Here is a 15,334-nt window from a genome sequence, read left to right as displayed (position 1 = left end):
GATCAGACCCCCTCGTCGGAGTCGATCGGCCGTTGTTCGGCGTGGTCGATCCGCCGCGGCGCGCCGAGCGGCTCGATGCCGGCGCCGGCGACCGGATCGCCGTCATAATCCTCGCGGGGATTGCCGCCGCCGCCGGCGCCCGAGCCGCTGCCGTGCACCTCGCCGCTCTTGGGATCGAAGGTCGCCGGACGGCCGCGCTCGTCGGCATTGGGGCCGCGCGGGCTCTCGGCGGGGCTGCCGCCGCCGGTCTCGGGGAAATCCGGCCGCGGCCGGTCTTTCGCTGTGTCTGTGTCCGCCATGTTCGGGGCTCCTTTGCCCCTTTGAACGTCCCGCCCCGCAGCGCCGTTCCCGGCGCGAGGCAGCCCGGCGGCTCGGATCAGAGCGGCTTGGCGGGCTTCGGCGCCTCGGCCATGCGGATCGCGCCGCCCACCGGAACCGACAGCAGCCGGCGCAGCTTGGCGCGGAATCCGGCGAGATCGGCGCCGCTCAGCTGAGAGCGGCTGACGAAGCGCACGCTCGCCGGGTTCACCGATACGCCGTTCCTGTAGAGCTCGTAGTGAAGGTGCGGGCCGGTCGAGAGGCCGGTCGAGCCGACATAGCCGATCACCTGCCCCTGGCGCACCGCGCTGCCCGGGCGGACGCTGATCTGGCTCATGTGCGAATAGCTGGTCGAGATTCCGTCGGCATGGGCGAGCATCACCCGGCGGCCGTGGCCGCCGGCCCAGCCGGCCGAGACCACCCGGCCGTCGGTGGCGGCGAGGATCGGCGTGCCGTAGCCGGCGCGGAAGTCCATGCCGCGGTGCATCCGCGAATAGCCGAGGATCGGGTGGCGGCGCATGCCGTAATTGGACGAGACCGAGCCCGGCACGGGGCGCTGCAGGGTGCCGGTGGTGCGGCCGACGCCCGACGCTTCGAACCATTGGCTCCGGCCGCCCTGCTCCCATTGCAGCAGCTGGAGCTCCTTGCCGCTGGCGCGCTGCAGGCCGGCGAACAGCAGCTGGCCGGTCTGGGTCTCGCCGGTCTCGGCACGGCGATGCTCGAGGATGATGTCGAAGCGGTCGGACGCGCCGAGCGAGGAGATCTCGGTCTGGGCGGCGAGCGCGCGGATATAGGCTTCCACCGCTTTGGCCGGCGCGCCGGCGGCACGGGCGGCGCGATAGAGGCTGTCGCCGACCACGCCCTGGATGCGCAAGGGCGTCTCGTCGACCGCGATCGCCGTGCGGGACACCGCGAAGCCGGCGCCGCTGCGCGTCAGCGACAGGGCCAGATCGAAGCGGGCGCGGAAGGAGAGCGATTCGAGCGGCCGCGCGACGCTGCGGTTGGGCCGGCGGCCGAGCACGATCTGCATCGCGCTGCCCGGCTTCAGGCTGTCGAGCGGCACCACGCCGCCGACCAGGTCGGCGACCGCGCTCGCCTCGGCGCCCGAGACGCCGGCGCGGGTCAGCGCGCGGGCGAAGCCGTCGCCCTGGCCGAGCGTGGCGATCAGCTCCAGCGTCGGACGCTCCGGCGTGTCCATCAGCGGCTGCACCGCGTCGGTCGGCGCCATCCGTCGGCCGGTGTCGGCGCCGTAGGCGAGCGGCGAGATGGCGAGGGCGCGCGCCTGCTCCCAATGCTGGTCGGACAGCGGCGCGGCCGACGCGCTGGGGATCGGCTCGAAGCCGGGCGCGAGCGAGATCGCGGCGGCGCACAGGCCGAGGCAGGTGGCGAGACCGCGAAACCAGGTGAGCGAGCCGATCGAGGCGCCGAGGTCGACGACCAGCTCGACGCGGCGGCGCGCCTGCGGCGCGGCACGGCGGCTGCCGAACGGCGCGCCGGTGCGCAGGCTCAGCGGATCGGCGCTCAGCACGGCGGCGCCCGATCCGGCCCCGCCGGCGGTGAAATTCGTGAACTGGTACAAGGCGGTCTTACCCCCGGCCGTTTTCCGCCCGATCACGAAGGGGCCCGCAGGCGCCGCGCTCCGTGTCGAGCCCGGGGAATGTCCCAGAACAGGGTTAAGCCAAGTTTAAATTCGCTCCGTCGCCGCCGGGCGCTGCGGCGAAGCGCCGGCGGGAGCCGATGAATGGATGAATCGTTCCCTGCTCTAGCGGGAGGTCATTGCGCTCGCCGCCCGGAGGCCCGATCTAATTCTCATGAGCCAGTACGCGCGGGCCCCGCTGACGGCCATCCTCGGGCCGACCAACACGGGCAAGACCCATCTCGCGGTCGAGCGGATGGCGGCCCACTCCTCCGGAATGATCGGCTTCCCCCTCCGCCTGCTCGCCCGCGAGGTCTACGACCGGATGGTGAAGATGAAGGGCGCCGGGCAGGTCGCCTTGATCACCGGCGAGGAGAAGATCCTGCCGCGCGATGCGCGCTGGTTCCTCTGCACCGCGGAATCGATGCCGATGGAGCGCGATTTCGCCTTCGTCGCGCTCGACGAGGCCCAGCTCGGCGCCGATCCGGAGCGCGGCCACGTCTTCACCGATCGGATGCTCCACGCCCGCGGCCGGGAGGAGACGATGATCCTCGGCTCCGAGGCGCTGGCACCGATGGTGCGGGCGCTGCTGCCCAAGGCCGAGATCATCGGCCGTCCGCGCTTCTCCACCCTCTCCTATGTCGGCCCGACCAAGCTCTCGCGCCTGCCGCCGCGCTCGGCGATCGTCGCCTTCTCGGCCGAGCAGGTCTACGCCGTCGCCGAGATGCTGCGCCGGATGCGCGGCGGCGCGGCGGTGGTGATGGGCGCGCTCTCGCCGCGCACCCGCAACGCCCAGGTCGCCATGTACCAGGCCGGCGAGGTCGATTATCTCGTCGCCACCGACGCGATCGGCATGGGCCTCAACATGGATGTCAGCCATGTCGCCTTCGCCGGCCTCTCCAAGTTCGACGGGCGCCGCCGCCGCCGGCTGACGCCGGCCGAGATGGCGCAGATCGCCGGCCGCGCCGGCCGCCACCAGCGCGACGGCACTTTCGGGTCGCTGACCTTCGAGGGGGAGCTCGCCGCCGAATTCCGTCCCGAGGAGATCGAGGCGATCGAGGAGCATCGCTTCGCGCCGCTCGACCATCTCTACTGGCGCGAGGGCGATCCCGATTTCCGCAGCGTCGAGGCGCTGATCCGCTCGCTCGAGCGGCGGCCGACGTCGCCCGGTCTGCGCGCCGCGCCGGAAGCGATCGATCTTGCCGTGCTGAAGCGTCTCGCCGAGGATCCCGACATCGCCGCGCGCGCCAGCGGCCACGAGCGCGTCCGCCGCCTCTGGGCCGCGTGCGGGCTGCCCGATTTCCGCAAGACCGGACCGGAGCATCACGCCCGCCTCGTCGGGCGCATCTATCTCCACCTCAGCGAGGGCGACGGCCGCATCCCGCAGGGCTGGTATTCGGCCCAGGTGTCGGCGCTGGACAACGTCCAGGGCGACATCGACACGCTCGCCGACCGCATCGCCGGGGTCCGGACCTGGGCCTATATCGCGCACCGTGTCGACTGGCTCTCCGACCCGGCGACGATGGCCGAGCGCACCCGCGAGGTCGAAGAGAAGCTCTCCGACGCGCTGCACGAGCGGCTGACCCAGCGCTTCGTCGACCGGCGCACCTCGGTCCTGCTTCGCGACATCGGCCGCAAGGGCGCCGGCGAGTTCCCGGTGATCGTCGACGAGCAGGGAGAGGTCACCGTCGGCTCCTTTCCGATCGGCCGCCTCGAGGGCTTCGCCTTCGAGGTCGATCCGACCGCCAGGCACGCCGACCGCAAGATGCTGCTCGCCACCGCCGAGCGGCGGCTCGGCGGCGAATATGAGAAAAGGGCGGCGGCGCTCGCCGCCGACAGCGACGATCATTTCACGCTGCGCACCGAGCCGGGCCAGCCGGTCGCCCTGCTGTGGCGCGGGCACGAGGTCGCCCGGCTCGGCCAGGGCAAGAACCTGCTCTCGCCGAGAATCCTGATCGACCGCCGTCTCGACCGGCTGTCCGAGCGCGGCCGCGACATCGTCAGCGAGCGGCTGAGCCTGTGGGTGCGCCACCAGGTCGAACGCTGGCTCGCCCCGCTGCGTGCCGCCGGCGCCGCCGCCCAGGACCCCGGCTCGCCCCCGGCGGTGCGGGCGATCCTCGCCATGCTGGTCGACGAAGGCGGGATCGTCGCCCGCGAGGCGGTGGCGAAGCCGCTCGCCTCGCTCGAGCGCGAGCAGAGGAAGCTGATCACCAATTTGCGCATCCGCATCGGCGCGCTCGATCTGTTCATGCCGGATCTGCTCAAGCCGGAGCCGCGGCGCTGGCGCACCGCGCTGCGCACCGCCGCCTCCGGCGGGGCGATGCCCGAGCTGCCGCCCGAATCGGCCGTCGTCCTCCCCGCCCCGCCCGAGGCCGAGCGGCGGCCGCTCGCCCGGCTCGGCTACCGGCCGCTCGGCCCGCAGATGCTCCGCGTCGACCTGGTCGAGCGCCTCGCCAAGCGCGCCTTCGAGGCGCGGGCGGGCAAGGCCGAGGGCTTCGTCGACGAGCCGCTCGCCACCTCGCTCGGGCTGCAGCCGCAGGCGGTGGCCAAGCTGATGCGCGATCTCGGCTTCCGCCCGACCGGCAGCGACGCAGGCTGGGTGTGGCGCGGGGCCGGCCGACGTCGCCCGGAACGCACCGCCGACCCCTCCCACGCCTTTGCCGCGCTCGCAGGGCTCAGGCGTGGCTGACACGCTCCGGCTCGACAAGTTCCTGTGGTTCGCCCGGATCGTGAAGACCCGGAGCCTCGCCCAGACCCTCGCCGAGGACGGGCGGCTGCGGATCTCCGGCCGGGTGGTCGATCGTGCCCACGCACCGGTGCGAGTCGGCGACGTGCTGTCCTTCGCGATTCGCGGTAAGGTGCGCGTGCTCCGCATCGAGGCCCTGCCCGCCCGGCGCGGGCCGCCGGTCGAAGCGCGGACGCTCTACACCGAGCTGCCGGATGGCCCGTTGACGAGCGAAGGCGGCGGCGACTAGAGCCGGCTCGTACAGGGAGAAGCAAATGACCTACGTCGTCACCGAAGCGTGCATCCGCTGCAAATATATGGACTGCGTGGAAGTGTGCCCGGTGGACTGCTTCTACGAAGGCGAGAACATGCTCGTCATCAACCCCAACGAGTGCATCGATTGCGGCGTCTGCGAGCCGGAATGCCCGGCCGAGGCGATCCTGCCGGACACCGAGGCGGGGCTGGAGAAGTGGCTCGAGATCAATTCCACTTATTCGGCGGAATGGCCGAATCTCACCCGCAAGCGCGAATCTCCGGCCGATGCCGACGAGCACAAGGGCGAGGAAGGGAAGTTCGAGAAGTATTTCTCGGCCAGCCCGGGCGAGGGCGATTGAGCCGCGCATAGCGGCATTTCAGTTGCAAAGACATGATTGATCCCGCCATTGGACGGGAATCTGCCACGGACCGCCTAAAAGAGTAGCTTTTTCGCACTCTTTGAGGTATAGACGCGTGCATCGAAGGCGGGTGCGCAGCGCATCCCGCGTGAAGCGATTCATCAGGCAAGCCGCAGAGGCTTTGAGACTCGTCTGTGGGGGGACGATTCGGGTGTCTGCAGGCGTTTCCATGGGAAGGTCGAATAGATGGCAGCGAAGGCGTTGAGCTTCGACGTTGGCGATTATGTGGTGTACCCCAAGCACGGCGTCGGCCGTGTCATCGAACTGCAGAGCACGGACATCGCCGGCATGCAGCTCGAGCTCTATGTGCTGCGCTTCGAGAAGGAGCGGATGACGCTCCGCGTCCCGACCAACAAGGCCGAGAGCGTCGGCATGCGCAAGCTCTCGTCGGACAAGACGATGCAGGAGGCGCTGGCCACCCTCAAGGGCAAGCCGAAGGTCAAGCGCACCATGTGGTCGCGCCGCGCCCAGGAATATGAGGCGAAGATCAACTCGGGCGACCTCGTGTCGATCGCCGAGGTGACCCGCGACCTGTTCCGCGCCGACGACCAGCCGGAGCAGAGCTATTCCGAGCGCCAGATCTTCGAGGCGGCGTCGAGCCGACTCGCCCGCGAGCTGGCGGCGATGGAGCAGATGGACGAGCCGAAGGCGCTCGAGAAGATCCTCGAGATCCTCAACAAGGCCGCGGCCATCTACAACAAGGACAAGGCGGTCGAGAAATAAGCCTCTCGACAGGCTCTCCAACGAACGGGCGGCCCGGTGACGGGCCGCCTTTTTCGTTTGCGGCCGGTGCCTTGCACGTGTATTATAAGTGCAATACAGTTAGGGGAGAGAGATCGATGCGCAACCTCGTCGCGCTGCTCGGGTCGACGCTGCTGGTGGCGGCCTGCAATTTCTCTGCGGATGCGCAGAATCACGATTCGGGCGAGAACAAGGGCAGCGGCAGCCGCACCTTCCAGGTCGGCGCCTTCGATCGCGTCGCGCTCGGCGGCTCGCACAATGTGATCGTCACCGTCGGCGGCGCGCCGTCGGTTCGCGCGGAGGGCGATCTGGCGGTGATTGACCGTCTCGACATCCATGTCGAAAATGGCGAACTGTCGATCGGCACCAAGGAGGGCTTCTCGCTCGGCTGGAAGTCGCAGCACAAGCCGGTCACCATCTTCGTCACCGCCCCCAGCCTCGCCGGTGCCTCGATCGGCGGATCGGGCGACATGAAGATCGACCGGGTGAGCGGCGAGCGCTTCGCCGCGGCGATCGGCGGCTCGGGCGACATGCAGATCCAGAGGGTCGAGGTGCGCGACGCGCGATTCTCGGTCGCGGGCTCGGGCAACATCCAGGCGATCGGCAAGGCGGAGACCGGCGAGGTCTCGATCGCCGGCTCGGGCGACGTGTCGCTCGACGCGTTCGAGGTGCAGCGCGCCAAGGTCTCGGTCGTCGGCTCCGGCGACGTCCGAGCCCGGGTGATGCAGAGCGCCGACGTCTCGATCGCCGGCTCGGGCGACGTCGAGCTCAGCGGCACCGCCAAGTGCAACGTCTCCAAGATGGGCTCCGGCGACGTGAGGTGCGTCGGCTAGCGACGGCGCCGGGGCGCCCGGCCGTCATCGCGGCGAAATTGATCAGGTGCAGCCTGCCCCCAGCAGGCCGCAGCCGCTCCGGGGGAGCCGCGACCTGATCAAGACCTCGTGGAGGGTTCTCGCAGGCGCGAATGGAGCGCCTTTCCCCTACCCAAACCGTCACCCCGGCGAAGGCCGGGGTCTCCGGGGGAGTTCGCGCAGACGCTGATGGAGTACTCCAAACCCGCTCAGGCTAACCACTGAGGTCCCGGCCTTCGCCGGGACGACGTGACTTGGCCCCCCTTTTCCTCCCCGTTAACCATTCCTGCGCCATGCTCCCGCGCATGACACGCCCCGTCCTCCTCGCCTCCCTCCTCCTCGCCGCCGCGCCCGCCGTCGCGGCGGAGCGCAATTACTCGGTCACTGATTTCGACCGCATCCAGGTCGAGGGGCCCTATCAGGTTACCGTCACCACCGGCGGCTTCTCGCGGGCGCGCGCCGTGGGCGATCAGGCGGCGATCGACCGGCTCAGCCTCGACGTCCAGGGCCGCACCCTCAGGATCCGTGCCAATCGTGCCGCCTGGGGCGGCTATCCCGGCGCGCGCAGCGGAACGGTCCGGATCGAGATCGGCGCTCGCAGCCTGACGATGGCGAGCGTGATCGGCCCGGGCAGCCTCGCGGTCGATCGGGCGAAGGGGCTGAAAGTCGATCTCAGCGTCTCGGGTAGCGGGCGGCTCGCCGTCGCCGCGGTGGACGCGGACAATCTCGGCATCGGCCTGCTCGGCTCGGGCACGATCAGCGCCGGCGGCAAGGCCAGGCAGGCGCGCGTGACCATCCAGGGCAGCGGCAATCTCGAGGGCGAGAGCCTCGCCGCCGACGATGCGGTGGTGATCGCCGACACCGCCGGCCGCATCGCCTTCGCGGCGCGGCGCACCGCCAGGGTCACTGCCTCGGGCCCGGGCGAGGTGTCGATCGCCGGCGCCGCCTCCTGCACCGTCACCGGCCCGGCCGCCGCGGGCGTTACCTGCGGCCGCTGAGCCTGACCAGGCTTTCAACCTGAGGCCGCCGCCGCTTTCGCCGCCTCCAGCGGCCGGTCGAGGTCCAGCGCCTTCACCACCTCCACCGCCTCGTCGAAGCCGGCGCCGCAGAAGGTCGGAACGCCGGCCGCCTCGATGCTTTGCAGCAGCGCGCCCTCCTCGCCCGACCGGCAGGTGCCGTCGACGTCACGGATGAACACACCGCCGACGCGGGCGCCGAACCTCTCGACCGCCCGCGCGTAAATCGCGACGTCGCGCTGACCGTTGTCGCCGATCAGCAGGAAGCGGAAGCCGGGATAGAAGGCCAGCACCGTCTCGATCGCCGCGAGCTTGTGCGCGTCGTGCCCGGCGTCGATCAGTCGGTTGCTGTCGATGCCATAGTCCTTGAGGAACATCGGCCCGTGCGGGATGCCGTTCAGCTCCATGAACTCGGCGATGAAGCCGTAGAGGTTCCAGGGCGAAGAGGAGACGTAGAAGAAGGGTCGTGCCGGCGCGACATGGTCGCGCGCGATCATGCCGTAGAGCTTGGAGGCGCCGGGCACCGCCAGCCGCTCGTCCGGCCGCTCAATCAGCACCCGGCGCCAGTTCTTCACGAAATCGGTCGCGCCGGTCTCGATCACCGTATCGTCGATGTCGGAGATGATTCCCCAATTGCCGTCTGCACCCGGCGCGATCACCGGCACGTCGATCCGCGCCGCCTGCGCCTCCCGGCCGGGAGTCGAGAGCGTCACCTGCTCCCACCGCGTACCGTGCGGCAGCGGCGCGTCGACCGGCAGTTCGAACCCGAAATAGCCCTCCTCGTCGCTGACCGCGGTGAGCGTCCGGCCGTAACCCTCCAGGCGGACCTCGATCCCGGGAAGCTCGTGGCTGTTGTAGATGTCGAGCATCGCCCGCAGCCGCGCCACCAGACCCTCGCCGGCATCGAGCGGCGCGCCGTAGCGCACGATGCGGCCCCGCACCCGCGCCACGTCGGCGTTGCGGTAGCCGGCATAAGCGAGCAGCCGCACCTTGCGGTCGAACCCCTCGCCGCGGTCGAGCACGTCGTGGATCCAGTCGACGTCCCGCTCGAGGCCGGCGACGATCGAATGGAAGAGACGGTGCAGGGCGGATCCGGCCATGGCTTGCGAACCGCCCCGGCCGCCGTCCGGTTCCGTGCCGCCGCGCTCAGTCCTCGGCGATGTGGCTGTGGTCGCGCGTGTCGCGCATCGTCGCGTAGACGATCAGCGACACCGCGATCAGGCCGGTGACGTACCAGTAGAAGGCGTTCTCGATTCCCCGGTCCTTGAACCACAAGGCGGCATATTCGGCGGTGCCGCCGAACAAGGTGTTGGCGAGCGCGTAGGGGAGCGCCACGCCCAGAGCGCGGATGTGGGCGGGGAAGAGTTCGGCCTTCACCACCGCGTTGATCGCCGTATAGCCGCTGACGATGATCAGCGCGCCGAGGACCAGGGCGAAGGCGGCGAAAGGGCTCGAGACCTCCTCCAGCGTGGTGAAGATCGGCACGGTCAGAAGCGTGCCGAGCAGGCCGAAGCCGATCATGATCGGCTTGCGCCCGATCCGGTCGGACAATGCGCCGACCGCCGGCTGCAGCAGCATGTAGACGAACAGGGCCGCGGCGGTGATCTCGGTCGCCGTCTCGCGCCCGAAGCCGGAGGTGTTGACCAGGAACTTCTGCATGTAGGTCGTGTAGGCGTAGAAGGCGAGCGTGCCCCCGGCGGTGAGGCCCATCACCAGCAGCGCCTCTTTGGGATGGTCGCGGAAGAGGGCGAGGCTGCTCGAGCGTGGCGCCTCCCGCTTCCGCGCATTCTCGAAGCTCTGCGTCTCCGCGAGCCGCCGGCGCAGCCAGAAGACGACGATGGCGAGCAGGGCGCCGATCGCGAACGGCACGCGCCAGCCCCAGCTCTCCAGCGCCGCCTCGCTGAGGCTCGCCTGCAGCACGAGGAGCACGGCGAGCGCGATCAGCTGGCCCGAGATCAGGGTGACGTACTGGAAGCTGGAATAGAAACCGCGGTGGCGGCGCTCGGCCATCTCGCTCAGATAGGTGGCGCTGGCGCCATATTCGCCGCCGACGCTGAGCCCCTGCATCAGCCGCGCGAGCACCAGGATCGCCGGCGCCAGCGCGCCGATCGTCGCATAGGTCGGCGTCACCGCGATCAGCAGCGAGCCGAGGCACATCAGCGTCACCGACAGGGTGAGCCCCGCCTTGCGGCCCCGCCGGTCGGCATAGATGCCCATCAGCCAGGCCCCGATCGGCCGCATCACGAAGCCGACCGCGAAGATCGCCGCGGCGCTCAGCAATTGCGCGGTCTGGTCCCCCTTCGGGAAGAAGACCGGCGCGAAATAGAGGGTGAAGGCCGAATAGACGTACCAGTCGTACCATTCGACGAGGTTGCCGGCCGAGCCGCCGATGATGTTGCGGATCCGATGCGCCCGCTGCGGCCCCTCGCTCGCTGCCGCCGTTTCCATCCGCCCCCTCCTCGCCTGGTGCGCCTGCGATAACGGGGAGGACGGAGGGCTTCAATTGGCAAGGCGTACCCCTCTCCCCTGAAGGGCAGAGAGAGCTCACGCCTCCGCCAGTTCCACGATCAGCACCACGCTGCGCGGCGCCAGCGTGAACATCGTTCCTGCCGGATGCTCGGCGCCGTCGAGGGAGCTGTCGGCCAGCACCCGCCATTGCCGGTCGCCGCGCGACGCCGGCAGCACGAAATTGCACGGCTCGCCCCCCCGGTGGATCAGGACCGCCAGCCGCTCCTCTTCTGCCGACAGCAGCATGGCGAGGCTCTCGCCCTGCGGCCATTCGGAATCGCCCATCGCCCTTCCCTCCGGCGCGAGCCACTGGACGTCGCCCTCGCCGGCCAGGAAGCGGTCCTCGCGCAGCAGAGGATGGGCGTGGCGGAGCGCGATCAGGCGCTGGGTGAAGGCGCGCAGCCCCTCGTCCGCTCTGTCCCAGTCGAGCCAGCTCGTCTCGTTGTCCTGGGCATAGCCATTGTTGTTGCCGGCCTGGCCGTGGCCGAGCTCGGCGCCCATCGCCAGCATCGGGGTGCCGCGCGCCAGCAGCAGGGTGGCGAGCAGCGCCCTCTGGTCGCGCCGCCGCGCCTCGCTCACCGCCCGGTCGTGGCTCGCCCCTTCGACGCCGTTGTTCCAGCTGAAATTCTCGTTCGAGCCGTCGCGATTGCCCTCGCCGTTCGCCTCATTGTGCTTGGCCTCATGAGCGACGAGATCGGCGAGGGTGAAGCCGTCGTGCGCGGCGACGAAGTTGACGCTGCGCGACGGCCGCCGCTTGCCCGCGAACAGGTCGGCCGAGCCGGCGAGGCGCGTCGCGAGCGGTCCGAGCAGGCCGCCGTCGCCGCGCCAGAAGCGGCGGACGTCGTCGCGGAAACGGTCGTTCCATTCGCCCCAGGCGCCGCCGAAGCGCCCGACCTGATAGCCGCCCGGGCCGATGTCCCACGCCTCGGCGATCAGCTTCAGCTGCGACAGCTCCGGGTCCTGCTCGATCGCGGCGAGCAGCGGCGCCTGGGGATCGAAGCCGTCGTCGCGCCGGCCGAGGCAGGTGGCGAGATCGAAGCGGAAGCCGTGGACCCCGCCCAGCCGCGCCCAGCATCGCAAGGAGTCCATTGCCAGCCGCACCACCGGCGCGCGGTCGAGCGCGAGCGTGTTCCCGCAGCCGCTGTCGTCGACGTAGAAGCGGGCGTCCTCGCGGCGCAGCCGATAGTAGCTCGCATTGTCGAGCCCGCGCAGCGACAGCGTCGGGCCGAGCGCATCGCCTTCGCCGCTATGGTTCAGGACGACGTCGACGATCGTCTCGATACCCGCGACGGCGAGCGCCTCGACCGTCGCGCGGATCTCGGCCCAGCCGCCCGGCGCCAGCCGCGGGTCGGGGGCGGCGAAGGCCACCGGATTGTAGCCCCAGTAATTGGAGAGGCCGAGCGGGCCGAGATGGCGCTCGTCGATCCACGCCGCCGCCGGCAGGATCTCGACGCTGGTCACGCCGAGCCGGACGAGATGGTCGATCGCCGCCGGGTGCGCGAGCCCCGAGAAGGTGCCCCGCACCGCCTCGGGCACCTCGCCGTGGCGCATGGTGAAGCCGCGGACGTGGAGCTCGTACAGGACGGTCTCGGCCCAGGGCACGAACGCGCGGCCCAGGGCCGGCCGCTCTCCACCTGAGTCTTTGCCATTCGCCCTTTCAGGGGCCTCCGTGACGATCGCCTTCGGCATGAACGGGGCGCTGTCGCGCGTGTCGAAGCCGAGATCGTCGCCGCCCTCCGGATAGCCGAACATCGTCGGGTGCAAGGCGAACTGCCGGTCGATCAGCCGCGCGTGCGGATCGACCAGCAGCTTGTTCGGGTTGAATCGGTGCCCCTCGGCCGGCGCGAACGGGCCGTGCGCCCTCAGCCCGTAGCGCGCCCCGACAGGGACGCCCTCGATATGGCCGTGCCAGACGTCGCCGCTGCGCTCGGGCAGGCGGATCCGCGCGATCTCGCGCGTGCCGTCGGCGTCGAACAGGCAGAATTCGATCCCTCCGGCATGGGCCGAGAAGATCGCGACGTTGACGCCCGCGCCCTCCGGCGTGACGCCGAGCGGCTCCGGCCTCCCCTCCCCCAGCCTCATTTGCGCACGCGCTTCCTCGCGGGAGCGGGCGCCGGGGCGAGCGACGCATAGAGCGCGGCATAGTCCTTGGCCGGGCCGTGCCAGGAGACGTCGGTCGCCATGCCGTTGCGCTGCAGCTGCGCCCATTCGTCGGGGCGGCGCCACAAGGCCGCGGCGTGACGGATGGCGCCTTCGAACATCGTCGCATTGACCGGCGCGAACTGCACCCCGGTCGCGACCCCCGCCGCCCGCGCCACCGGGCTGGCGTCGATCACCGTGTCGGCGAGGCCGCCGACCCGCGCCACCACCGGCACCGCGCCGTAGCGCAGGGCACAGAGCTGGGTGAGGCCGCACGGCTCGAAGCGGGAGGGCACGAGCAGAGCGTCGCACCCGGCCTGGATGAGATGGGCGAGCCCCTCGTCATAGCCGATCACGCAGCCGACCCGCCCCGGGTTGGCGGCGGCGGCGGCGCGGAAGCCGTCTTCGAGAGCGGCATCGCCGGCGCCGAGCAGGGCGAGCTGGGCACCCTCGTGCAGCAGCACCGGCAGCCCGTCGAGCAGCAGGTCGAGCCCCTTCTGCCAGCCGAGCCGCGAAATGACGCCGAACAGCAAGGCTCCCGGCGCCTCCTCGAGGCCGAGCCGCGCCTGCAGCGCCGTCTTGTTCGCCGCGCGCCGGGCGAGCGCGTCCGGCCCGTAGGGCGCCGCGATCAGATCGTCGGTCGCCGGGTCCCAGACGTCGGTGTCGATGCCGTTGAGGATTCCGGTCAGGCGGTCGGCACGGCCGCGGAGCAGGCCCTGCAGCCCCATGCCGAACTCGTCCGAGCAGATCTCGTCGGCATAAGTGGGGGAGACGGTGGTGATCCGGTCGGCGAGCCTGAGCCCGGCCTTCAGGAAGCTGATCTGGCCGTGATATTCGACGCCGTCGACGGTGAAGGCAGCGTCCGGCAGGCCGAGCGGCCCGAGCAATTCGGGCGGGAAGACGCCCTGGAAAGCGAGATTGTGCACCGTCATCACGGTCGGCACCGCCGCGCCTTTCCCGTAGGCGAGATAGGCCGGGGTCAGCCCGGCCTGCCAGTCGTGGCAGTGGATCACCGCGGGCGCGAAGGCGGGGACCAGGCCGCGGCCGAGCGCCGCCGCCACCTGCGCCAGCGCCGCGAAACGGAAGCCATTGTCCGGCCAGTCGCGGCCGTCCGGCCCGAGGTACGGGTTTCCAGGGCGGTCGTAGAGGTGCGGCGCATCGAGCACGAACAGGTCGAGGCCCTTGGCGCGGCCGGCGAGCAGCCGCGCGGCGCCGCCGAACAGGTCGGGGAAGGCGTGGACCACCTGCTTGCGGCCGAGCGCGGCGAGCACCGCCGGATAGCCGGGCACCAGGCTGATCACCGTGATTCCTTCCGCCTTCAGCGCGCCGGGCAGCGCCCCGGCGACGTCGGCGAGGCCGCCGGTCTTGATCAGCGGAAAGATTTCGGAAGCGACGGAGAGAACCGTCCGCTTCATCGGCCGATCGCGTCGATCATCGGCTGGGTGATCAGGCAGACGCCCTGGTCGGTGCGGCGGAACCTCTTCGCGTCGAGCTCCGGATCCTCGCCGACGACGAGACCGGCCGGGATCTCCACCCCGCGGTCGATGATCACGTTGCTCAGCCGGGCGTGCCGCCCGATGTTGACCCGCGGCAGCACCACCGCGCAGTCGAGCTCGGTGAAGCTGTTCACCCGCACCCCGGTGAACAGCAGGCTGTTCGCCACCTTGCCGCCCGAGACGATGCAGTCGCCGGAGACCAGGGAGGTGATCGCCTCGCCGCGGCGGCCGTCCTCGTCGTGGACGAACTTGGCCGGCGCGACCATCTCGCTGTGCGTCCAGATCGGCCAGCTGTGGTCGTAGATGTCGAGATCGGGCGTGACCGTGGTCAGATCGATGTTCGCCTGGAAATAGGCGTCGAGCGTGCCGACGTCGCGCCAGTAGCTCGGCGCCTCCTCGGTCGATCTCAGCGCCGATCGGCCGAACAGATGGGCATAGGCCTTGCCGCCCTTCACCAGCTTCGGGATGATGTCCTTGCCGAAGTCGCGGCTCGAGTTCGGATCGGCCGCGTCCTCGCGCAGCAGCTCGAACAGCTTCTTCGTCTCGAATACGTAGATGCCCATGCTGGCGAGCGCGACGCCGGGCTTGCCCGGCATCGGCGGCGGATCCTTCGGCTTCTCGTGAAACTCGATGATCCGGTCGTTCTCGTCGATGTGCATGACGCCGAACGCCGACGCTTCCATCCGCGGCACCTCGATGCAGCCGACGGTGACGTCTGCGCCGGTCTCGACATGCTCGCAGAGCATGATCTCGTAATCCATCTTGTAGACGTGGTCGCCCGCCAGGATGACGATGTATTGCGGCATGTAGGACGCGATGATGTCGATGTTCTGGTACACGGCGTCGGCGGTGCCGAGGTACCACAGCTCCTCCGAGACGCGCTGGCTCGCCGGCAGGATGTCGAAGCTCTCGTTGCGCTCGGAGCGGAAGAACGACCAGCCGCGCTGCAGATGGCTGATCAGGCTGTGCGCCTTGTACTGGGTGGCGACCGCGATCCGCCGGATGCCGGAATTGAGCGCGTTGGACAGAGCGAAGTCGATGATCCGCGTCTTGCCGCCGAAATAGACCGCCGGCTTGGCGCGGCGGTCGGTCAGCTCCATCAGCCGGCTGCCGCGTCCCCCCGCGAGCACATAGGCCATGGCGTGGCGGGCGTAAGGTCCGTGGTTGCGCGCATTCGACGGCATTCGTTGCTCTCCTTCATGCACGTCCAACCGTCCACCTTGGCGCTGG

Annotated in this window: 13 protein-coding genes; 6 read left to right on the top strand and 7 right to left on the bottom strand. The window is 70.3% G+C overall.

Annotated features, from left to right (window positions below; genetic code table 11):
* Positions 1–2: 2 nt before the first annotated feature.
* Together E2493_RS07805 and E2493_RS07800 are read right to left on the bottom strand one after the other, a co-directional pair.
* Positions 3–299 carry a hypothetical protein gene (locus E2493_RS07805; protein WP_135085444.1) on the bottom strand — a complete coding sequence of 99 codons (297 nt, stop codon included), beginning with the start codon at positions 297–299 and terminating at the stop codon, positions 3–5.
* A 77-nt stretch (positions 300–376) separates the two neighbouring features.
* Positions 377–1,897 carry a M23 family metallopeptidase gene (locus E2493_RS07800; protein ID WP_135085442.1) on the bottom strand — a complete coding sequence of 507 codons (1,521 nt, stop codon included), beginning with the start codon at positions 1,895–1,897 and terminating at the stop codon, positions 377–379.
* A 232-nt stretch (positions 1,898–2,129) separates the two neighbouring features.
* Here E2493_RS07800 and E2493_RS07795 point away from each other — a divergent pair, with 232 nt between their 5' ends.
* From E2493_RS07795 to E2493_RS07770, 6 genes are all read left to right on the top strand, one after another.
* Complete coding sequence (locus E2493_RS07795; RefSeq protein WP_135085440.1) at positions 2,130–4,643, top strand: helicase-related protein; 2,514 nt, start codon at positions 2,130–2,132, stop codon at positions 4,641–4,643.
* Positions 4,636–4,929: an RNA-binding S4 domain-containing protein gene (locus tag E2493_RS07790; RefSeq protein ID WP_167737442.1), complete on the top strand. Its 294-nt coding sequence runs from the start codon at positions 4,636–4,638 to the stop codon at positions 4,927–4,929. Before E2493_RS07795 ends, E2493_RS07790 begins: the two co-directional genes overlap by 8 nt.
* Before the next feature lie 25 nt (positions 4,930–4,954).
* Positions 4,955–5,293, top strand: a complete 339-nt coding sequence (gene fdxA / locus E2493_RS07785; protein WP_135085436.1) for a ferredoxin FdxA — start codon at positions 4,955–4,957, stop codon at positions 5,291–5,293.
* Positions 5,294–5,539: 246 nt separating this feature from the next.
* The gene (locus E2493_RS07780; protein WP_135085434.1) at positions 5,540–6,076 is read left to right on the top strand and encodes a CarD family transcriptional regulator; all 537 of its coding nucleotides are present in this window, start codon (positions 5,540–5,542) and stop codon (positions 6,074–6,076) included.
* 116 nt (positions 6,077–6,192) lie between these two features.
* The gene (locus tag E2493_RS07775) at positions 6,193–6,927 is read left to right on the top strand and encodes a head GIN domain-containing protein (RefSeq protein WP_135085432.1); all 735 of its coding nucleotides are present in this window, start codon (positions 6,193–6,195) and stop codon (positions 6,925–6,927) included.
* Positions 6,928–7,250: 323 nt separating this feature from the next.
* Complete coding sequence (locus tag E2493_RS07770) at positions 7,251–7,943, top strand: GIN domain-containing protein (RefSeq protein ID WP_167737441.1); 693 nt, start codon at positions 7,251–7,253, stop codon at positions 7,941–7,943.
* Between the two features lie 14 nt (positions 7,944–7,957).
* Here E2493_RS07770 and E2493_RS07765 read toward each other — a convergent pair whose 3' ends face one another.
* The 5 genes from E2493_RS07765 to glgC form a co-directional block, all read right to left on the bottom strand.
* Positions 7,958–9,061, bottom strand: coding sequence for a phosphatase domain-containing protein (locus E2493_RS07765; protein ID WP_135085428.1), 1,104 nt, complete (start codon positions 9,059–9,061; stop codon positions 7,958–7,960).
* A 46-nt stretch (positions 9,062–9,107) separates the two neighbouring features.
* Positions 9,108–10,409 (bottom strand): MFS transporter, encoded by a 1,302-nt coding sequence (locus E2493_RS07760; RefSeq protein ID WP_135085426.1) that lies wholly within the window; start codon positions 10,407–10,409, stop codon positions 9,108–9,110.
* Positions 10,410–10,505: 96 nt separating this feature from the next.
* Positions 10,506–12,551 carry a glycogen debranching protein GlgX gene (gene glgX, locus E2493_RS07755; RefSeq protein ID WP_135085424.1) on the bottom strand — a complete coding sequence of 682 codons (2,046 nt, stop codon included), beginning with the start codon at positions 12,549–12,551 and terminating at the stop codon, positions 10,506–10,508.
* On the bottom strand, positions 12,548–14,023 hold the full coding sequence (glgA, locus tag E2493_RS07750) for a glycogen synthase GlgA (RefSeq protein ID WP_135085422.1): 1,476 nt from the start codon (positions 14,021–14,023) through the stop codon (positions 12,548–12,550). The genes glgX and glgA overlap by 4 nt, the downstream gene beginning before the upstream one ends.
* Positions 14,020–15,288: a glucose-1-phosphate adenylyltransferase gene (gene glgC / locus E2493_RS07745; RefSeq protein WP_135085420.1), complete on the bottom strand. Its 1,269-nt coding sequence runs from the start codon at positions 15,286–15,288 to the stop codon at positions 14,020–14,022. Before glgC ends, glgA begins: the two co-directional genes overlap by 4 nt.
* Between the last annotated feature and the right edge of the window lie 46 nt (positions 15,289–15,334).

The sequence above is a fragment of the Sphingomonas parva (ex Maeng et al. 2020) genome (assembly GCF_004564275.1).
GTDB lineage: Bacteria > Pseudomonadota > Alphaproteobacteria > Sphingomonadales > Sphingomonadaceae > Allosphingosinicella > Allosphingosinicella parva.
The sequence above is the reverse complement of the archived record's forward strand: the minus strand, read 5'-3'. Positions and strand labels throughout refer to the sequence as shown.

Coding starts and splice junctions, on each gene's coding strand:
- E2493_RS07780 (WP_135085434.1), top strand. CDS start 5,540: ATGGCAGCGAAGGCGTTGAGCTTCGACGTTGGCGATTATGTGGTGTAC.
- glgC (WP_135085420.1), bottom strand. CDS start 15,288: ATGCCGTCGAATGCGCGCAACCACGGACCTTACGCCCGCCACGCCATG.
- fdxA (WP_135085436.1), top strand. CDS start 4,955: ATGACCTACGTCGTCACCGAAGCGTGCATCCGCTGCAAATATATGGAC.
- E2493_RS07760 (WP_135085426.1), bottom strand. CDS start 10,409: ATGGAAACGGCGGCAGCGAGCGAGGGGCCGCAGCGGGCGCATCGGATC.
- E2493_RS07795 (WP_135085440.1), top strand. CDS start 2,130: ATGAGCCAGTACGCGCGGGCCCCGCTGACGGCCATCCTCGGGCCGACC.
- glgA (WP_135085422.1), bottom strand. CDS start 14,023: ATGAAGCGGACGGTTCTCTCCGTCGCTTCCGAAATCTTTCCGCTGATC.
- E2493_RS07805 (WP_135085444.1), bottom strand. CDS start 299: ATGGCGGACACAGACACAGCGAAAGACCGGCCGCGGCCGGATTTCCCC.
- E2493_RS07765 (WP_135085428.1), bottom strand. CDS start 9,061: ATGGCCGGATCCGCCCTGCACCGTCTCTTCCATTCGATCGTCGCCGGC.
- E2493_RS07770 (WP_167737441.1), top strand. CDS start 7,251: ATGACACGCCCCGTCCTCCTCGCCTCCCTCCTCCTCGCCGCCGCGCCC.
- glgX (WP_135085424.1), bottom strand. CDS start 12,551: ATGAGGCTGGGGGAGGGGAGGCCGGAGCCGCTCGGCGTCACGCCGGAG.
- E2493_RS07775 (WP_135085432.1), top strand. CDS start 6,193: ATGCGCAACCTCGTCGCGCTGCTCGGGTCGACGCTGCTGGTGGCGGCC.